Annotated in this window: 13 protein-coding genes; 6 read left to right on the top strand and 7 right to left on the bottom strand. The window is 41.7% G+C overall.

Translation table 11 applies throughout. From position 1 onward, the window contains the following. The first annotated feature begins 60 nt into the window (after nt 1-60). On the top strand, nt 61-1,341 hold the full coding sequence (gene hemL / locus ASU1_RS10090) for a glutamate-1-semialdehyde 2,1-aminomutase (RefSeq protein WP_015674269.1): 1,281 nt from the start codon (nt 61-63) through the stop codon (nt 1,339-1,341). An 89-nt stretch (nt 1,342-1,430) separates the two neighbouring features. Here hemL and nagA read toward each other — a convergent pair whose 3' ends face one another. The 6 genes from nagA to ASU1_RS10060 are packed head-to-tail and all read right to left on the bottom strand — an operon-like array spanning nt 1,431 to nt 6,582. Continuing rightward, nucleotides 1,431-2,576 carry an N-acetylglucosamine-6-phosphate deacetylase gene (gene nagA / locus ASU1_RS10085; RefSeq protein ID WP_015674268.1) on the bottom strand — a complete coding sequence of 382 codons (1,146 nt, stop codon included), beginning with the start codon at nt 2,574-2,576 and terminating at the stop codon, nt 1,431-1,433. Between the two features lie 51 nt (nt 2,577-2,627). Next, nucleotides 2,628-3,431, bottom strand: a complete 804-nt coding sequence (gene nagB / locus ASU1_RS10080; RefSeq protein ID WP_015674267.1) for a glucosamine-6-phosphate deaminase — start codon at nt 3,429-3,431, stop codon at nt 2,628-2,630. A 47-nt stretch (nt 3,432-3,478) separates the two neighbouring features. After that, nucleotides 3,479-4,357 carry an N-acetylneuraminate lyase gene (nanA, locus tag ASU1_RS10075; RefSeq protein WP_015674266.1) on the bottom strand — a complete coding sequence of 293 codons (879 nt, stop codon included), beginning with the start codon at nt 4,355-4,357 and terminating at the stop codon, nt 3,479-3,481. A gap of 22 nt (nt 4,358-4,379) precedes the next feature. Continuing rightward, a complete protein-coding gene (locus ASU1_RS10070; RefSeq protein WP_015674265.1) occupies nt 4,380-5,252 on the bottom strand; it encodes an N-acetylmannosamine kinase in 873 nt (290 codons plus the stop codon). Nucleotides 5,253-5,261: 9 nt separating this feature from the next. After that, entirely contained in the window at nt 5,262-5,951 is a 690-nt protein-coding gene (locus ASU1_RS10065; RefSeq protein ID WP_015674264.1) for an N-acetylmannosamine-6-phosphate 2-epimerase, read from the bottom strand. 37 nt (nt 5,952-5,988) lie between these two features. Next, nucleotides 5,989-6,582, bottom strand: a complete 594-nt coding sequence (locus ASU1_RS10060) for an SGNH/GDSL hydrolase family protein (RefSeq protein WP_015674263.1) — start codon at nt 6,580-6,582, stop codon at nt 5,989-5,991. A gap of 251 nt (nt 6,583-6,833) precedes the next feature. On the opposite strand from ASU1_RS10060, the gene menD reads away from it, so the two are divergent. Beyond that, the gene (gene menD, locus ASU1_RS10055) at nt 6,834-8,540 is read left to right on the top strand and encodes a 2-succinyl-5-enolpyruvyl-6-hydroxy-3-cyclohexene-1-carboxylic-acid synthase (RefSeq protein WP_015674262.1); all 1,707 of its coding nucleotides are present in this window, start codon (nt 6,834-6,836) and stop codon (nt 8,538-8,540) included. Then, entirely contained in the window at nt 8,540-9,304 is a 765-nt protein-coding gene (gene menH, locus ASU1_RS10050; protein ID WP_015674261.1) for a 2-succinyl-6-hydroxy-2,4-cyclohexadiene-1-carboxylate synthase, read from the top strand. Before menD ends, menH begins: the two co-directional genes overlap by 1 nt. Nucleotides 9,305-9,317: 13 nt before the next feature. Here the strand turns inward: menH and ASU1_RS10045 are convergent, their stop codons facing one another. Continuing rightward, on the bottom strand, nt 9,318-10,847 hold the full coding sequence (locus tag ASU1_RS10045) for a YifB family Mg chelatase-like AAA ATPase (RefSeq protein ID WP_015674260.1): 1,530 nt from the start codon (nt 10,845-10,847) through the stop codon (nt 9,318-9,320). Nucleotides 10,848-11,052: 205 nt separating this feature from the next. Between ASU1_RS10045 and ASU1_RS10040 the strand changes: the two genes are divergently transcribed. The 3 genes from ASU1_RS10040 to ASU1_RS10030 all read left to right on the top strand — a co-directional run bounded on the left by ASU1_RS10040 (nt 11,053) and on the right by ASU1_RS10030 (nt 15,847). Continuing rightward, nucleotides 11,053-12,219, top strand: coding sequence for an FAD-dependent oxidoreductase (locus ASU1_RS10040; RefSeq protein WP_039195545.1), 1,167 nt, complete (start codon nt 11,053-11,055; stop codon nt 12,217-12,219). Between the two features lie 197 nt (nt 12,220-12,416). After that, nucleotides 12,417-14,081, top strand: coding sequence for a bifunctional metallophosphatase/5'-nucleotidase (locus ASU1_RS10035; RefSeq protein WP_015674258.1), 1,665 nt, complete (start codon nt 12,417-12,419; stop codon nt 14,079-14,081). A 182-nt stretch (nt 14,082-14,263) separates the two neighbouring features. Then, nucleotides 14,264-15,847: a DUF6119 family protein gene (locus ASU1_RS10030; RefSeq protein WP_039195542.1), complete on the top strand. Its 1,584-nt coding sequence runs from the start codon at nt 14,264-14,266 to the stop codon at nt 15,845-15,847. Nucleotides 15,848-15,859: the final 12 nt, after the last annotated feature.

The raw sequence follows: 15,859 nt of genomic DNA, 5'->3' as shown, positions 1-15,859 counted from the left end.
TTTGTAAAGCAGAACCTTGTCGATCAACGCTATTCAGAATTTCAATTTAAGGAATCATTTATGTCTAAATCAGAACAACTGTTTGAAAAAGCTCAGAAAGTTATCCCCGGTGGTGTAAATTCACCGGTGCGTGCATTTAAAGGTGTAGGCGGAACACCGGTATTTATCCAAAAAGCGGAAGGTGCGTATATTACCGATTCGGACGGTAAGCAATATATTGATTATGTCGGTTCTTGGGGACCAATGGTATTAGGTCATAATCACCCGGCAATTATTGATGCGGTACTGAAAGCGGTACCGAACGGTTTAAGTTTCGGTGCGCCGACCGAAAGCGAAATCACTCTCGCTGAATTGGTTACCAAATTAGTCCCTTCTATCGAATTAGTCCGTATGGTCAGCTCAGGTACCGAAGCAACCATGTCGGCGATTCGTTTAGCGCGCGGTTATACCGGCCGTGATAAAATTATCAAATTTGAAGGCTGTTACCACGGACATTCCGATTCGCTATTAGTAAAAGCCGGTTCCGGTGCGTTAACCTTAGGTCAGCCAAGTGGTCCGGGTGTACCTGCTGATTTTGCGAAGCACACGCTCACTTGTACTTACAACGATTTAGATTCGGTAAAAACCGCTTTCGAACAATATCCGAATGAAATTGCATGTTTAATCGTCGAGCCTGTTGCCGGCAATATGAACTGTATTCCGCCGAAAAATGATTTCTTAAAAGGTTTACGTGCTTTATGTGATCAATACGGTGCGGTGTTTATTATCGATGAAGTAATGACCGGTTTCCGTGTCGCATTAGGCGGTGCGCAAGCCTATTACGATGTTAAACCGGATTTAACTACACTCGGTAAAATTATCGGTGGCGGTATGCCGGTTGGTGCATTTGGCGGTAAAAAAGAAATTATGGAATACATTGCACCGACAGGGCCGGTATATCAGGCGGGTACGCTTTCAGGCAACCCGATTGCGATGGCAGCCGGTTTAGCTTGTTTAACCGAACTATCCAAAGCGGGCAACGAAGAGAAACTTGCTGCACAAACTAAAACATTGGCGGAAGGTTTTAAAGCATTAGCGGATAAACATAACGTACCGTTAACCGTACAATATGTCGGCGGTATGTTCGGTTTATTCTTTACCGAACAAGCGGAAATCAATAATTTCCAAGATGTGATGAAATGCGATGCGGCGAAATTCAACCGTTTCTTCCATTTAATGTTGGAACAAGGCGTGTATCTTGCCCCAAGCGCATTTGAAGCAGGCTTTATGTCTCTTGCACATAGCGATGAAGATATTCAAGCGACATTAGCAGCGGCTGACAAAGCGTTTGCAGCACTCTAATCCATAAAACAAGCGGTTAAATTTCAATGTTTTTTTGCAAAACTTTCTCGAAATTTAACCGCTTGTTCCATTCAATGCTTATTCAATTCTTAGCTAAAAGCGTTCCATTCACCGTTGACTGCACAACCAATCACTTCGAAACGGTTGGTAAAAACGGTCAGATTCGCAATTTTACCCACTTCAATCGAACCTAAACGATCATCAACACCAATCGCTTTCGCCGGATAGTAATTACACATTCTCAGCGTTTCATCTAACGGAATCCCTACTTCTTGCACCGCATTTTTAACCGATTCGATCATCGTAATTGATGCACCGCCTAAAGTGCCGTTAGCGTCATAGCATTTACCGTCACGCACATACACCGTGGTACCGACAAAATCAAATTGTTCGATATCCGAACCTGCCGCTGCGGTAGCATCGGTGACGATACAAAGCTTGTCACCTTTAGCTCGTTTGGCGATTTTGACATTACCGAATTCTACATGTAAACCGTCCACGATAATACCGGTATAAACCTCATCGCTGTCTAACACAGCACCGACAACGCCCATTGCACGTCCGGAACTGATCGGCGACATCGCATTGTGTAAATGGGTAGCAAAGGTTGCACCGTTAGCAAACGCTTGTTTTGCCACTTCATAAGTGGCGTTCGAATGCCCAACCGACACAATAATACCGCTTTTCACAAACTCAGGAATTGCTTTTGCGGTCGGGTTTTCCGCCGCTAAGGTAATTTTGGTGATCACATCAGCGTTATCACATAAAAACTGCTGCATTTCGGGGCTGATTTCACGCACATATTCGGCACGATGTACGCCTTTTTTCTCAAGGCTGAGATAAGGGCCTTCCAAATGTAAACCGAGCGCTTGATTTTGATATTTCTGCAAATAATCACGCATCGCCGCGACTACTTGTTTCATTCCCTCATCAGGCGCAGTAATAAAGGTCGGCAAATAACTTGTCGTGCCGGAACGTAAATTGGTTTGCTGCATAATTTCAAAAGTGTTAACTGTCGGTTCACTGTTTACCATTACGCCGCCACAACCGTTTAGCTGTAAATCAATAAAACCGGCGGTGAGATTATGTCCTTTTAAATCAATACGTTGGATATCGTCCGCTAATTGTTCTTCGCGTACAATCGCTTGAATTTTGTCATCTTCAATAATAACTGCGTGCCCATATAACACATCTTTAGCGGTATAAATTACACTGTTGGTGAAAGCATATTTCATTCTTGTTCTCCAAAGGAAAAGGTCTGTTAATAGTGTAACAGACCTTAAAACTTACAACACGCTTTGAATTGCATTGGCTTCTAATTGGGTGAAATATTTCACGGTTTTAACTTTGAGTTCTTGGGTTGCCGGTTCGTCACACACCACAATCCCTCGTTCATGCAGTTGCAAAGCACTGACCGTCCACATATGATTTACCGCACCTTCAACACAAGCCTGTAATGCCAACGCTTTATTGTGGCCGGTAATCAGTAACATCACTTCTTCCGCATCAAGTAATGTCGCCACACCGATGGTTAACGCATATTTCGGTACTTTAGTGACATCATTATCAAAAAAGCGGGAATTCGCAATCAAAGTATCTTCAGTAAGAGTTTTAATCCGAGTACGTGAACGCAAAGAAGAAGCCGGTTCGTTAAAGGCGATATGACCGTCCACACCGACGCCGCCCATAAACAGGTGAATTTTGCCGTACGACTGAATTTTCTCTTCATAACGGCGACATTCCTCATCATGATCCTCGGTATTGCCGTTCAAAATATTGATATTTTGCGGCTGGATATCGATGTGATCAAAGAAGTTACGGTGCATAAAGGTATGGTAACTCTGCGGGTGTTCCTTAGGTAAGCCTACATATTCGTCCATATTAAACGTAACCACATGCTGAAAGCTCACTTCGCCGGCTTGGTATAAACGAATCAATTCCTGATAGGTTTGTAGCGGCGTACCGCCGGTCGGTAAACCTAACACAAAAGGACGATCAGCCGTCGGTTGAAATTGATTGATTCGTTCAACAATATGACGAGCAGCCCAAAGGCTTACTTGCTCACTGGTTTGTAATGGGATAAGACGCATAATATTTCCTAATTATTGTTGTTATATATATGACAAGCGGTCAAATTTTATAAAAATTTTGCATAAAGCGCTTTTGCCACTTCAAGTTGTTTATCGGTTGCTTTGGCGGTCATCGGCTCACGGCAATAACCGGCTTCTACACCTTGTAATTTAAGTAATTCTTTAATGGTGAGATATAAACCGTTCGCTAAAATGCCTTCAATCAAATCATTGGTAACGTGTTGTACCGCTAACGCTTCCGCCAATTTACCTTGTTTGGTCAATTCAAAAATTTGACGAGCGCGCGGGGCGTTCACGTTGAAGGTCGAACCGATTGCGCCGTCCACACCTAGTGCTACCGCCGGTAACATCATTTCATCAAAACCCGCCCAAATTAAATGGTTCGGATAGGCTTTTTTCAAGCGTTCTAATAAATAAAAATCGCCCGCGGTAAATTTCACCCCTAAAATTTTCGGATTTTTATACAATTCGCCGAACTGCTCTACACCGATATTCACACCAGTTAAGAATGGAATCGAATAGACGATCATATTGTTGCCGGTTTCTGCAATAATGGTGTCGTAATAATGTTTAATTTCGGCAAAGCTGAATTTGTAATAGAACGGTGTCACCGCCGATAAACTGTCATAGCCTAATTCGGTTGCATATTTCCCTAATTCGACCGCTTCTTGTAAATTCACGCTACCTACTTGAGCAATCAGCGCAATTTGATCTTTCGCTTCGTCTTTTGCGATACGGAAAATTTCTTTTTTCTCTGCGGTGGAAAGCATAAAGTTTTCGCCGGTTGAACCGCCGACATATAAACCGTCCACTTTCATTTCGTCGATATTATGACGAATGATCTGGCGTAAGCCTTTTTCATTAATTGAGCCGTCCTCGTTGAATGCCACGAGCAATGCACTAAAAATACCGGTTAAATTTTTCATATTATGTTCCTTATCAATTCAATTAAAAATGTTGTTCCGCCCATGCTGCCGCACCGATTAAACCGGCATCGCCGCCATATTTCGCTGCTTCCAATTCACAATGATAGAAATGCGGCATTTCGACTAAATATTGTCGTACAAGCGGTAAATAGCCTTCTGCCAAGCCGACACTGCCACCGATCACGACCTTTTGCGTATCTAAACCGATGGTTAAATCCGCCACTAAATTGGCAATGGCTTTTGCAGATTTTTCGACTAATTCGACCGCTTGTACTTTGCCCGCTCGGAATTGCTCAAACACTTGTTTCGGTGTACAAGGTTGCGCCCATTGGCTTGAAACCGCTTCGATAGCTCGCCCGGAAGCAATCGCTTCCACACACCCTCGGCGACCACAGCCACAGATTGGCCCGTTAGGATCCGCTAAAGTATGCCCGATATGCCCTGCTACGCCATTCGGTTGGGTTAGCAATTTGCCGTTTTGGATAATGCCGCCGCCAACCCCGGTTGAAACGGTAATAAATACGAAATTTTCGACCGCTTGTTTATCTTGATGTTGATATTCGGCACAAGCCGCCGCTTGCACGTCATTGAGTAAGAAAATCGGTTTGTCAGTATGACGTGCAATACTTTCTTGCAACGGAAAGAAAGCCAACCCGCCTAAATTCTTCGGGTTTAATGCGGTTAAAACGCCGTTATTGATAATACCGGTCGAAGCTACTGAAACTGCATCAAACTGTCCTTGGTACTGTTGCAAAATGTTCGCCAAAGTATGGTGCATCGCTTCCACCGCATCTTGTTGTGGCGTACTGATTTGTCGGCGTTGGGAAATCACGCCGTTTTCGACTAACGCTGAAGCAATCTTAGTACCGCCAATATCTAATGCTAAACAACGCATAAACGCCTCCTAAGCTTTCACCGTTTTGATTGCATCGGCAAACCAGCCGACAATATGTTCTAAACGAGTTAACGCCGAACCGACCGTGACGCAATCTGCACCGATTTCAATCGCGGTTTTTGCCAGTTGCGGGGAGTTATAACGCCCTTCCGCCATCACAAAACAACCTGCCGCTTTTAAGTCTTTAACTAACTGATAATCTGGTTCATTCGGTACTTCCCCGCCGGTATAACCCGACATTGTGCTACCGACAATATCAAAACCGAGTTGTTGGCAATATAGCCCTTCTGCCAAGGTCGAACAGTCCGCCATTGCCAAACAGCCTAGCTCGTGAATCCGTTTCAACGCCGCTTCAATCGTGACCGGTCGCACCCGATCCGTACCGTCCACCGCAATAATATCTGCACCGGCTGCCGCTAAATCTTCAATATCTTGTAAAAACGGCGTAATGCGTATCGGGCTATCCGGTAAATCACGTTTTACAATCGCAATGATCGGCGCTGTCACAGTCGGACGCGTTGCCTTTAAATTATCTACCCCTTCAATACGTAACCCTACCGCTCCCCCGATAATCGAAGCTTGCGCCATTGCGGCGACAATGCCCGGCCTATCCATCGGGCCGTCATCAACCGGCTGACACGAGGCGATTAAACCGTTTCGAATCGTATTTAATATTTCCGTACGAGATAACTTTGACATATAAACTCCTTGAGTCTGTTATGCTTTCCAACACACATTACACATAAGCTTCTAATAAGCGGCGTAAGATCGCATAGCCCTGTAAATTGAAGTGCAAACCGTCCGTTGTGAATGCCGCATTAAGGTTTCCCTCTGAATCCGCAAATGCGTCAAAGGTTTTAATAAAAGTAAGATTTGCCGGACAATGTTCGCTGAGATAGGCATTAAGCTGCTGAATTTGGCGGTTCGTGACCGTATGAATATGACGAACAGGCGTGGCTTCCAGCAAGAAATAACGGGTATTTGGCATTGCAAGCGGTTGAATTTGCTGAATAATTTGCAATAACCAATACATGACTTGGGTAGGAGAATAGTCAGGCTCTTTCACAATATCATTCACGCCTAAGAAGAGAAAAACCTTTTGCCCTAATGAAGTAATGCGTTGCGGTTTCGCAATCACATCCAAGTATTGGCGGGTACTCACACCGGAAATGCCTAAATTTGCCACCGACAAACCATTAAGCGTCAGTTCATGTTGCCAATCACTCCACATATCAAATAAAGAATGACCAAGCAAACTGATGTCCGCAATACGTTTAAACTCCGTATTTTTTGCGAGATAACGCCGAACAATATCCTCATCTGACAACATTTCTCCAAACCTCATAAACTTTATGAATAAATACACCATTTATTATATCCATAATGGAGTAATTTTCATTTAGTAAAATAGAAATATGTGAACTACATCTCATTAATTCTTGGAAAAACATCAAAAAACAATGAAATTAAAGGAATAAAATGTATATATAAGCGGTAATTTTCCACCTATTTTTTACAGATTTTGCTACAATCTTGCTATTTAGTGAAAATTCAACCAGTTATTAAGAACAGAGAAGAGATATGACAGTCAGCACCTTTAACCGCTCTTGGGCAAAAGTAATTGTGAATGCCTTATTACGTTATGGCGTGAAACACTTCTGTATCGCACCGGGTTCACGTTCAACACCTTTAACACTCGAAGCGCTTCAGTTGCAACAAGACCAACAAGCGCAATGCCATAGCCATTTTGATGAGCGTGGATTAGGCTTTTTTGCTTTAGGTATTGCCAAAGCGACCAATGATCCGGTAGCGATTATTGTGACTTCAGGTACTGCTGTCGCAAATCTTTATCCGGCAGTTATCGAAGCCAGTCTTACTCATCATAAATTGATCGTACTGTCTGCTGATCGCCCACCGGAATTAATCGGCTGCGGTGCAAATCAAGCGATTCCACAACAAGGGATTTTTGCTAATTATCCGGTTGCGAGCGTTAATTTACCGAAACCGGCGGAGCACTATAACGCAAGCTGGTTAGTCGCAACTATCGAGCAAGCCTGTGTCACGCAAAGCCAACAAGGTGGTGTGGTACATATCAATGCGCCGTTTGCCGAGCCGTTATATGAAGCGGACGAAAATGCAATTAGCACACACCCGTGGTTAAAACCGATTCAAAGTTGGTTAATCAATTCACAAACGAAATGGATTAACAGCCAAACGATTCAAAGCGAAGTGTCAATGCACGAGAATTGGGATTACTGGCGTACCAAACGTGGTGTAATTGTGGTCGGTAAATTACCGGTTGAGCAAGGCATCGGCATTAAAGCTTGGGCAGAAACGCTCGGCTGGTGCTTACTTACCGATGTACAATCTTGCGTAGATGCAAGCTTACCGTATGCAGATATTTGGTTGTCGAACAATACGGTTCACCAGCGCTTGTTACAAGCGGATATCGTGATTCAATTCGGTAGCCAAATCGTGAGTAAAAGAGTGAATAAATTCCTTGAAGAATTTAAAGGCGAGTTTTGGCAAGTGGATGAATACAGCAATTACCTCAATCCGTTTGCGCATCATCAAACCCGCTTTGTAGCAAAAGCGCACCACTTTTTACGCGTACATCCGCCGCTTCGCCAAAAACCGTGGTTATTAGAACCGCTGGCACTTTCACAATTCTGTGCCGGTTTTATTGAGCAACAAGTCGGTGGCAGCCTAAACGAAGCTTCATTAGCACATCATATCGAAGAAGTATTGGCAACTAACGGTAATTTATTTATCGGTAACAGTCTCTTCGTGCGCTTAGTCGATGCGCTATGCAAATTACCGGAAGGTTATCCGGTTTATACCAACCGTGGCGCAAGCGGTATTGACGGTTTAATCGCAACCATGGCGGGTGTAGCAAAAGGTAGCGGTCAGCCGACTGTCGGTGTGCTTGGAGATATTTCCGCATTACACGATTTGAACTCTATCGCCTTACTTAACAAAATTAATCACCCTTGCATTTTGTTTGTGATTAACAATAGCGGCGGTGCGATTTTCGATATGTTACCGGTAGAAGCAAGAGCGAAAGAACAATTCTACCGCTTATCACACAACTATGAATTTGCATCAATTGCAACCATGTTTGGCATTGAGTATATCCGCCCGTTCACTTGGGCAGATCTGAAAGCCAAATTGAAACTCGCTTACGGACGTAAAGGCGTGACTATCGTTGAAATTAAAGTGAATGATCAAGACGGTAGCAACCTTTATAAGTCATTAATCAAACAAATCTCACAAGCGGAAATTGCCTAATGCTCCACGCAACATGGCATAGTGAAACGGGTATTCCGGTGGTTTTTCTACACGGTTTACTCGGTTCACAACAAGATTGGCAAGCGGTGTTAGACCGCTTGCAAAATTTTCCAAAAATTCGACCGCTTACCATTGATCTCCCCTTACACGGCGCAAGCGAACATATCGCCTGCCACGGCTTTACTCACGCCAGAGAACTCATTCATCAAACTATTTTGCATTATATCGGTAATCAGCCTTTTTATTTGGTCGGCTATTCGTTAGGTGGGCGTTTAGCGTTGGACTATGCACTTAATGCCAATAATCCTCAGCTAAAACATACGATTCTTGAAGGGGCGAATATCGGCTTAGTGACTGATACGGAACGCCAAGCACGTTGGCAAAACGATCATCAATGGGCAGAACGTTTCCGCCACGAGCCGATGGTGGAAGTATTAAATGATTGGTACCAACAAGCCGTTTTTGCCAATTTAGACCAAAACAAGCGGTCAAATTTAATCAAAAAAAGACAAAACAACAGCAGCTTAGCCATCGCCACGATGCTTGAAGCAACTAGCTTGGCAAAACAGCCTTCTTACGCCCAACACTTACAACAAGCCACCACGCCACCAATCACATTTTTTATCGGCGAGTACGATCAAAAATTTCGAAATATGGCAGAGCAAAACCAACTCACTTACCGAGTGATTTCACAGGCGGGACATAACGCTCATTTCGAACAACCGCAAGTATTTGTGGAAAACCTCTTAGCTCAATTAATGTAACTAAAACACGAAGCTAATTTTCACCTTGCAACCTCTGTAAAAGCCGATCCATTGCCCTATAGCCTAGTGCTTCGGCAAGATGGATTTGTTGAATATTCGGTTCGTTAGCTAAATCGGCAATTGTGCGGGAAACTTTTAAAATCCGATGATAAGCACGCACTGAAAGTCCTAATTTTGTCAGTGCATTTTCTAGAAATAGCGCGTCTTTTTCTGCAAGGCGACAATCACGTTCGATTTCTTTGGTGGTTAATTTGGCATTAATTTTGCCGGCTCTCGCCATTTGTAATTCTCTTGCCAAAAATACCCGCTTGCGTACTTGCTCGGTGGTTTCCCCCCGGTTATCACTACTTTGTAATGCGCCTTTTGGTAATAAAGGGACTTCAATCGAGAGATCGAAACGGTCTAAAAACGGGCCGGATAAACGATTTAAATAACGCATCACTTGTTGCGGAGAAGTACGATTGTGCGTGCCTTGATAATGTCCTGTTGGACTGGGATTCATTGCTGCAATTAATTGAAAACTGGCGGGGAATTGTACCTTAGCATTCGCTCTAGAAATAATAATCTCACCGGCTTCCAACGGCTGACGTAATGCGTCCAGCACTTTGCGTTCAAACTCAGGCAATTCGTCTAAAAAAAGAACACCATTGTGCGCCAAACTGATTTCACCCGGTTTAGGAATAGAACCGCCACCCACCAACGCCACCATAGATGCACTGTGATGTGGTGCTCGAAACGGGCGCTCTTTCCAGTTGTGAAAATTCAATTCGTTTTGTACCAAACTGGTGACCGAAGCGGTTTCAATCGCTTCATCATCACTCATTGCCGGCAACAGATCCGCTAAACGGCTGGCGAGCATTGTTTTACCGGTACCGGGAGGGCCAAGGAAAAGTAAATTATGTTGTCCGGCAGCCGCAATCATCAACGCTCGTTTAGCATGCTGTTGCCCGATAATATCGGTTAAATCACGTTTTACAAGCGGTTGAATTTCTTGTGTTTTTTGCGGAATCTGCTGAGCAATCGGCAGGCTATCCCGCTTATTCATAAAATTGACCACCTGTAATAAGGAACTGGCAAAATAGGTTTCGGCATTCGACACTAACGACGCCTCATTCACATTCGGGCGGGCAATAATCATCTGTCGTTTGGCTTTTTCGGCGGAAATTACCGCCGGAATCACGCCGTGAACGCCTCGTAATGTACCGGTTAAAGCCAATTCTCCTAAAAACTCAAACTGTTTTAAGCGATCCGAATCCATCTGACCTGAAGCGGCTAAGATCCCAATCGCAATCGGTAGATCAAAACGCCCACCTTCTTTAGGTAGATCCGCCGGTGCGAGGTTAATCGTGATCCGTTGCGGAGGATACATAAAGTTGGCATTCATTAATGCACTACGCACCCGATCGCCCGCCTCTTTTACCGTGGTTTCCGGTAAGCCGACAATCGTTAGCCCCGGTTTTCCGTTACTCAAATGTACTTCAATCGTTACCAACGGTGCTTCTACACCAATCGATGCACGGCTATAAACAATGGCTAAAGACATCTTCCCTCCTAAAAATTGTTAGGAGGGTAAAAGATAAATGTTCTATGTCACAGCAACAAAATCACTTTTCTCGATCAGGATCGCAAAAATAAATTTCCTCTCTATTAAATCCAAGCTAAAAATCCTAAAAGCACTAAATATTGAGTTAGTTCCGGTGATTAAAACGTTATAATAGAGCATCAATATTCAGCAAATGGGGGGCAAAATGAAAACACAGGATATTATCATTATCGGTGGCGGTATGGTCGGGGCAGCGGCGGCGCTCGGCTTAGCGAAGCAGGGGTTAAATATCGCATTAATCGAAAAAAAACCGCTTCCCTCATTTGATACGAATGCCGCTTATGATTTGCGTATTTCCGCTATTAGTATTACCTCGGTCAAACTGCTTGAAGAACTGGGCGCTTGGCAGGCAATCAGCCAAATGCGAGTTTGCCCGTATGACGGTTTGGAAACTTGGGAAATCGAAGGATTTAATACTGCCTTTCATGCAGCGGAAATCGGCTTGGATAAGCTCGGCTTTATGGTGGAAAATAATGCGATTCAGCTCGGTTTATGGCAAGCCTTAAACCAGTATCCAAACTGCCGACAAGCGGTCGGATTTTCGCAAATTTCTGCAAATTATCATGAACAATTATGGACGGTAACCGTTGATGAGCAAACATTTACCGCTCCACTACTGATTGCGGCGGACGGCGCAAACTCACAAGTGCGTAGCTGGGCGAGTATTGGGCTAACCAGCTGGCAATATCGCCAACATTGTTTACTTGCCACGGTGAAAACCGAATTACCGCAACAATCGGTCACATGGCAACAATTCTTCCCGAGCGGCCCTCGTGCATTTTTACCTCTATCAGATCACAACGGTTGTATCGTGTGGTATGACGCACCGCAACGTATTACCCAACTAAAACAACTGTCTTCAGAAAAACTCACTGCTGAAATTCAGCAACATTTCCCTGCTCGTTTAGGCAAAGTGGAAGTAGTCAATGCCGCCAGTTTTCCGCTGACTCGCCAACACGCTCAACATTATGTCAAAAACGGCGTGGTATTGATTGGCGATGCGGCGCACACTATTAATCCGCTTGCCGGACAAGGGGTTAATCTCGGTTTTAAAGATGTGCAAGTATTATTAGAAGTGATTGAACAAGCGGTCAAAAAAGGCGAAAACTTTGCAAATGAAGTGGTGCTTAAACGTTATGAACATAAACGTAAACCCGATAATTTATTGATGCAAACCGGTATGGATGTTTTTTATAAGGCATTCAAAACCGAGTTATTGCCAGTAAAAGTCGCCCGAAATTTAGGCTTGGTACTGGCGGAAAAAATCACACCTATCAAGAAAAAAGCATTGCGCTATGCGATAGGTTTATAGCTTTTCATTACAAGCGGTCAAATTTTGCAAATTTTTTGCGAAATTCGACCGCTTGCTTGTTTCGTAAATACTCCAATTTATGTCGGTAAGATCACATTTTCCAGAAAAACTCTTTTGATTGATTACAAATTGTAATCAGCCTAAGCTAAAATAGCTTGGAATCTATCTATCCCTACTTATCTCACAAGGAGAGCATCATGAAAAAAGTACTCAGTACTTTATTTGTATTGTCTGCGGCGAGCGTTGCAGTCGCTAAAGAAGTGAATATTAAATTTTTAGGCACATCGGATGTTCACGGGCGTATCGTACCTTGGAACTATGGCGCGGATATTGAGGACAAATCCGGTTCTTACGCGCAAATTTCCACCTATGTAAAAGAGGTACGCCAAAATAATAAAAATGTAGTATTAGTCGATATCGGTGATGCGATTCAAGACAACCAAGTGGAAGTTTTTGCTAAAACGAAAAAATACTACAAAGACAACCCGGTTCCTAAAGTATTAAACGAAATGAAATACGACTATTTCATTTTAGGTAACCATGAATTTAACTTCGGTATGACCGCTTTAAATGAAATCATTAAAGACATTAATGCCAAAGTATTAACTGCCAACTTCTACTACAAAAAAGATGGTAAGCGTTACGTTACCGCCACCGATATTATTGAAAAAGACGGTGTAAAACTCGGTTTAATCGGTTTAACCACACCAATGTCGGCAACCTTCGAAAAAGATACCCATCACCTTGATGAGATGAAATTCAGCTCACCAAGCGAAGAAGCGAAGGCACAAATTGCCGAGTTAAAAGCGAAAGGGGTTGATGCGATTATCGTGTTAGCGCATATGGGGATTGAAAACGAAAATAATATCCCTGATACCGGCGTGGCGGATTTAGTCAATAACGTGGAAGGCATTGATGTGATTATCGCCGGTCATATGCACAAAAACGTCTCAGCGGAAACCATCAAAAATACACTGATTACCGAACCGCACCGCTACGGCACGGTGGTTTCAGAAGTGGATTTAGCCTTTGATGTCGCAGATGATGGCAAAGTGAAATTACTTTCAAAAAATGCAAAAACCGTACCGGTTAAAGCATTGGCTTCAGATCCTGCAATCGAAAAAATTTATCAACCATATCATGACGAATTACGCCGTTTGAACAATGTGAAAATCGGTGAAACCGCACAAACCATGATTCCGCAAGGTAAAAATCACGGCGTAGCGATTGCCTTCACGCAAGATACCGGTTTATCTTCATTGATTAATGACGTGCAACAACATTACAGTAAAGCGGACGTCGTGTCTTTTGCCTTCGACCACCAAACCGTGCGTTTAGACAAAGGCGATATTAAGAAAAAAGATATTATCTATAACTATCGCTATGCGGGTGGTGATGTGAGCGTGTACGAAGTGACCGGCAAACAGCTCAAGGCATATATGAACTGGTCGGCAGATTACTTCGATACAATTCAGCCGCAAGATAAAGACTACCGTATCAATGAAAAACGCGGTAAATCGAAATATGTTACGTTTGATATTTTCGGCGGCGTAGAATTCAATATTGATTTACGCAAACCAAGCGGCGAGAAAATTGTTGATCTTAGCCTTGCCAACGGCACCGCAATCACTGATGACAGCAAAATCAAACTCGGTATGAACTCATATCGTTATGAGCAGCTCATCAAAAAAGGCGGCGTATGGGAAGGACAACAAATCCCAGTATTATGGGAATCTAAAGTCGCAATGGGCAGCGAAGCCGGCACCATTCAAAATATGATGATCGATTACATCTCTAACGTGAAAAAAGGCAAAGTTGAAGGCGTGTCTCACAACCGCTGGAAAATTGTCGGTTTAGAGTAATTGATACAATACAAGCGGTTAAATTCCTCAAGATTTTTGCAAAAAGTTGGGAGAATTTGACCGCTTGTTTTTTTATTCTCTGCTCACTATGTCCAGAAATGATAGCGCTCATCTATGACGAGTGCTTGTACAAACTTTCATTATGCCAAAATAATATAACGTATTTTTGAGGAAAATATATTATGGCTAGATCTAAAACAAATCGTATCAACATCTTTAAATTAAGCTCTCATTTTAGCCTTGCTAATTTCTCTTCTATAAATGAATACGAAAAGATTTTCTCAGACGAAAAAAGTAGTTTATTTATACAAAAAAATAAAAGAAGCATTCCTGAATGGAGTAAATTTATAGCACCGTTAGCACCTGAAATATCATTTGAGAATTATTCAAATAGTTTTATCTATCTAATAAACTATAAAGATAACCTTTATGCCCTTACAGGGGGATATGGGTTTAAGATTATTCAAGAGTATATTGAAGATGAATTTGGATTAGATGTTGCCTTGCGATTAATAGATAATTTATCTATTTCTTCTATCCATCAGTTTTCTATAAAGAGCCAAACAAGGCAAATACAAAGAAGTGTAGCGAATTATAACCCTAACTTCGACAATGAAAACTATAATAAAATATTAAAAAGCATATCAGGAAAAGGGGAATTCTCAGGAAAACACTTTGTAGTGCAAGGTAAATCCTCCATTGTTCTTCGCACAGAAAAAGATATTAGAAATATAGAGCAGGTACTTGATGAAATTAATAAAATTCTAGGACAAGAAGAAAAAATTAAGATGCCCAAATCATATAAACAAGTTAAAAATAAGGAATTAATACACAAGTTAAATTTAAATTGTTATCGGAAACTATATAAGTTCTATAAAAATATCAATAGCAGCGACTGTATCTTGTACTTAGACTTACCAGAACCATTCAAACGATTTGATTATTCTGAATATGAATTATCTATTAAAAATAATAATTTCAAAATAAATGAGCTTGATATAGATGAAATCAAAGTCCTTATTCAAGAAAATTTTCAAATGAATCTATCTCTTAAAGAACTATTAAATATACATATAATGGGAATAACAACTGAGGGAGAAAAAGATTTTTATCATAATAACTCACTAGAAAGGCTTATTGTTTGCGAAACTTCTTTAAATAATCAACATTACGTGAAATTAGATGGCAAATGGTTTAATATTTTAGATAATATCATTTCTTTTATAGATGATAAAATAAGAAATATTACCATTGAAAATGATTATCTACCAAAATGGAATGCTGATGACATAAAAAACAAAATTATTTCCATAGAAAAAAATGAGGGTAGAAAAACTTATGCTGAACAGATATATAATGATGAGGTTTCTAAACAGAAAGGTTTCTTATTACTTGATCGAAATTTAATTAAGACTGATGAAAAGTCAAAAATTGAACTTGCCGACCTTTATGATCATAGTAAACATCGTTTTATTCACATTAAAAATGTCTGGGGAGCAAAATCCTCATACCTATTTTCACAAGCATACATAGCATCTACTTTATATGCAAACTCAAAAGAATTTAGGGAAAAATGTACAAGCGCCTTTACTATTTCAGAAGAAGCAAGGAAAACTGTTGTAATTGCTATTGCAATAGAATCTAAGAAAATTAGTGGTTTCCCTCTTAATATGAGTTCTTTCTCGAAGATAAGTTTATTTAATACTATAAATAATATAAGGAATGATGGATATGATGTTATTTTAACTCCAATAGAAATCATATAATAAACAAAAAGC

This window comes from Actinobacillus suis ATCC 33415 (assembly GCF_000739435.1).
Classification (GTDB): domain Bacteria; phylum Pseudomonadota; class Gammaproteobacteria; order Enterobacterales; family Pasteurellaceae; genus Actinobacillus; species Actinobacillus suis.
This window is presented reverse-complemented; position numbering and strand designations above follow the sequence as displayed.

Bases quoted from the DNA above. Each gene is read 5' to 3' on its own strand.
- hemL (WP_015674269.1), top strand. From the start codon at position 61: ATGTCTAAATCAGAACAACTGTTTGAAAAAGCTCAGAAAGTTATCCCC.
- nagA (WP_015674268.1), bottom strand. From the start codon at position 2,576: ATGAAATATGCTTTCACCAACAGTGTAATTTATACCGCTAAAGATGTG.
- nagB (WP_015674267.1), bottom strand. From the start codon at position 3,431: ATGCGTCTTATCCCATTACAAACCAGTGAGCAAGTAAGCCTTTGGGCT.
- nanA (WP_015674266.1), bottom strand. From the start codon at position 4,357: ATGAAAAATTTAACCGGTATTTTTAGTGCATTGCTCGTGGCATTCAAC.
- ASU1_RS10070 (WP_015674265.1), bottom strand. From the start codon at position 5,252: ATGCGTTGTTTAGCATTAGATATTGGCGGTACTAAGATTGCTTCAGCG.
- ASU1_RS10065 (WP_015674264.1), bottom strand. From the start codon at position 5,951: ATGTCAAAGTTATCTCGTACGGAAATATTAAATACGATTCGAAACGGT.
- ASU1_RS10060 (WP_015674263.1), bottom strand. From the start codon at position 6,582: ATGTTGTCAGATGAGGATATTGTTCGGCGTTATCTCGCAAAAAATACG.
- menD (WP_015674262.1), top strand. From the start codon at position 6,834: ATGACAGTCAGCACCTTTAACCGCTCTTGGGCAAAAGTAATTGTGAAT.
- menH (WP_015674261.1), top strand. From the start codon at position 8,540: ATGCTCCACGCAACATGGCATAGTGAAACGGGTATTCCGGTGGTTTTT.
- ASU1_RS10045 (WP_015674260.1), bottom strand. From the start codon at position 10,847: ATGTCTTTAGCCATTGTTTATAGCCGTGCATCGATTGGTGTAGAAGCA.
- ASU1_RS10040 (WP_039195545.1), top strand. From the start codon at position 11,053: ATGAAAACACAGGATATTATCATTATCGGTGGCGGTATGGTCGGGGCA.
- ASU1_RS10035 (WP_015674258.1), top strand. From the start codon at position 12,417: ATGAAAAAAGTACTCAGTACTTTATTTGTATTGTCTGCGGCGAGCGTT.
- ASU1_RS10030 (WP_039195542.1), top strand. From the start codon at position 14,264: ATGGCTAGATCTAAAACAAATCGTATCAACATCTTTAAATTAAGCTCT.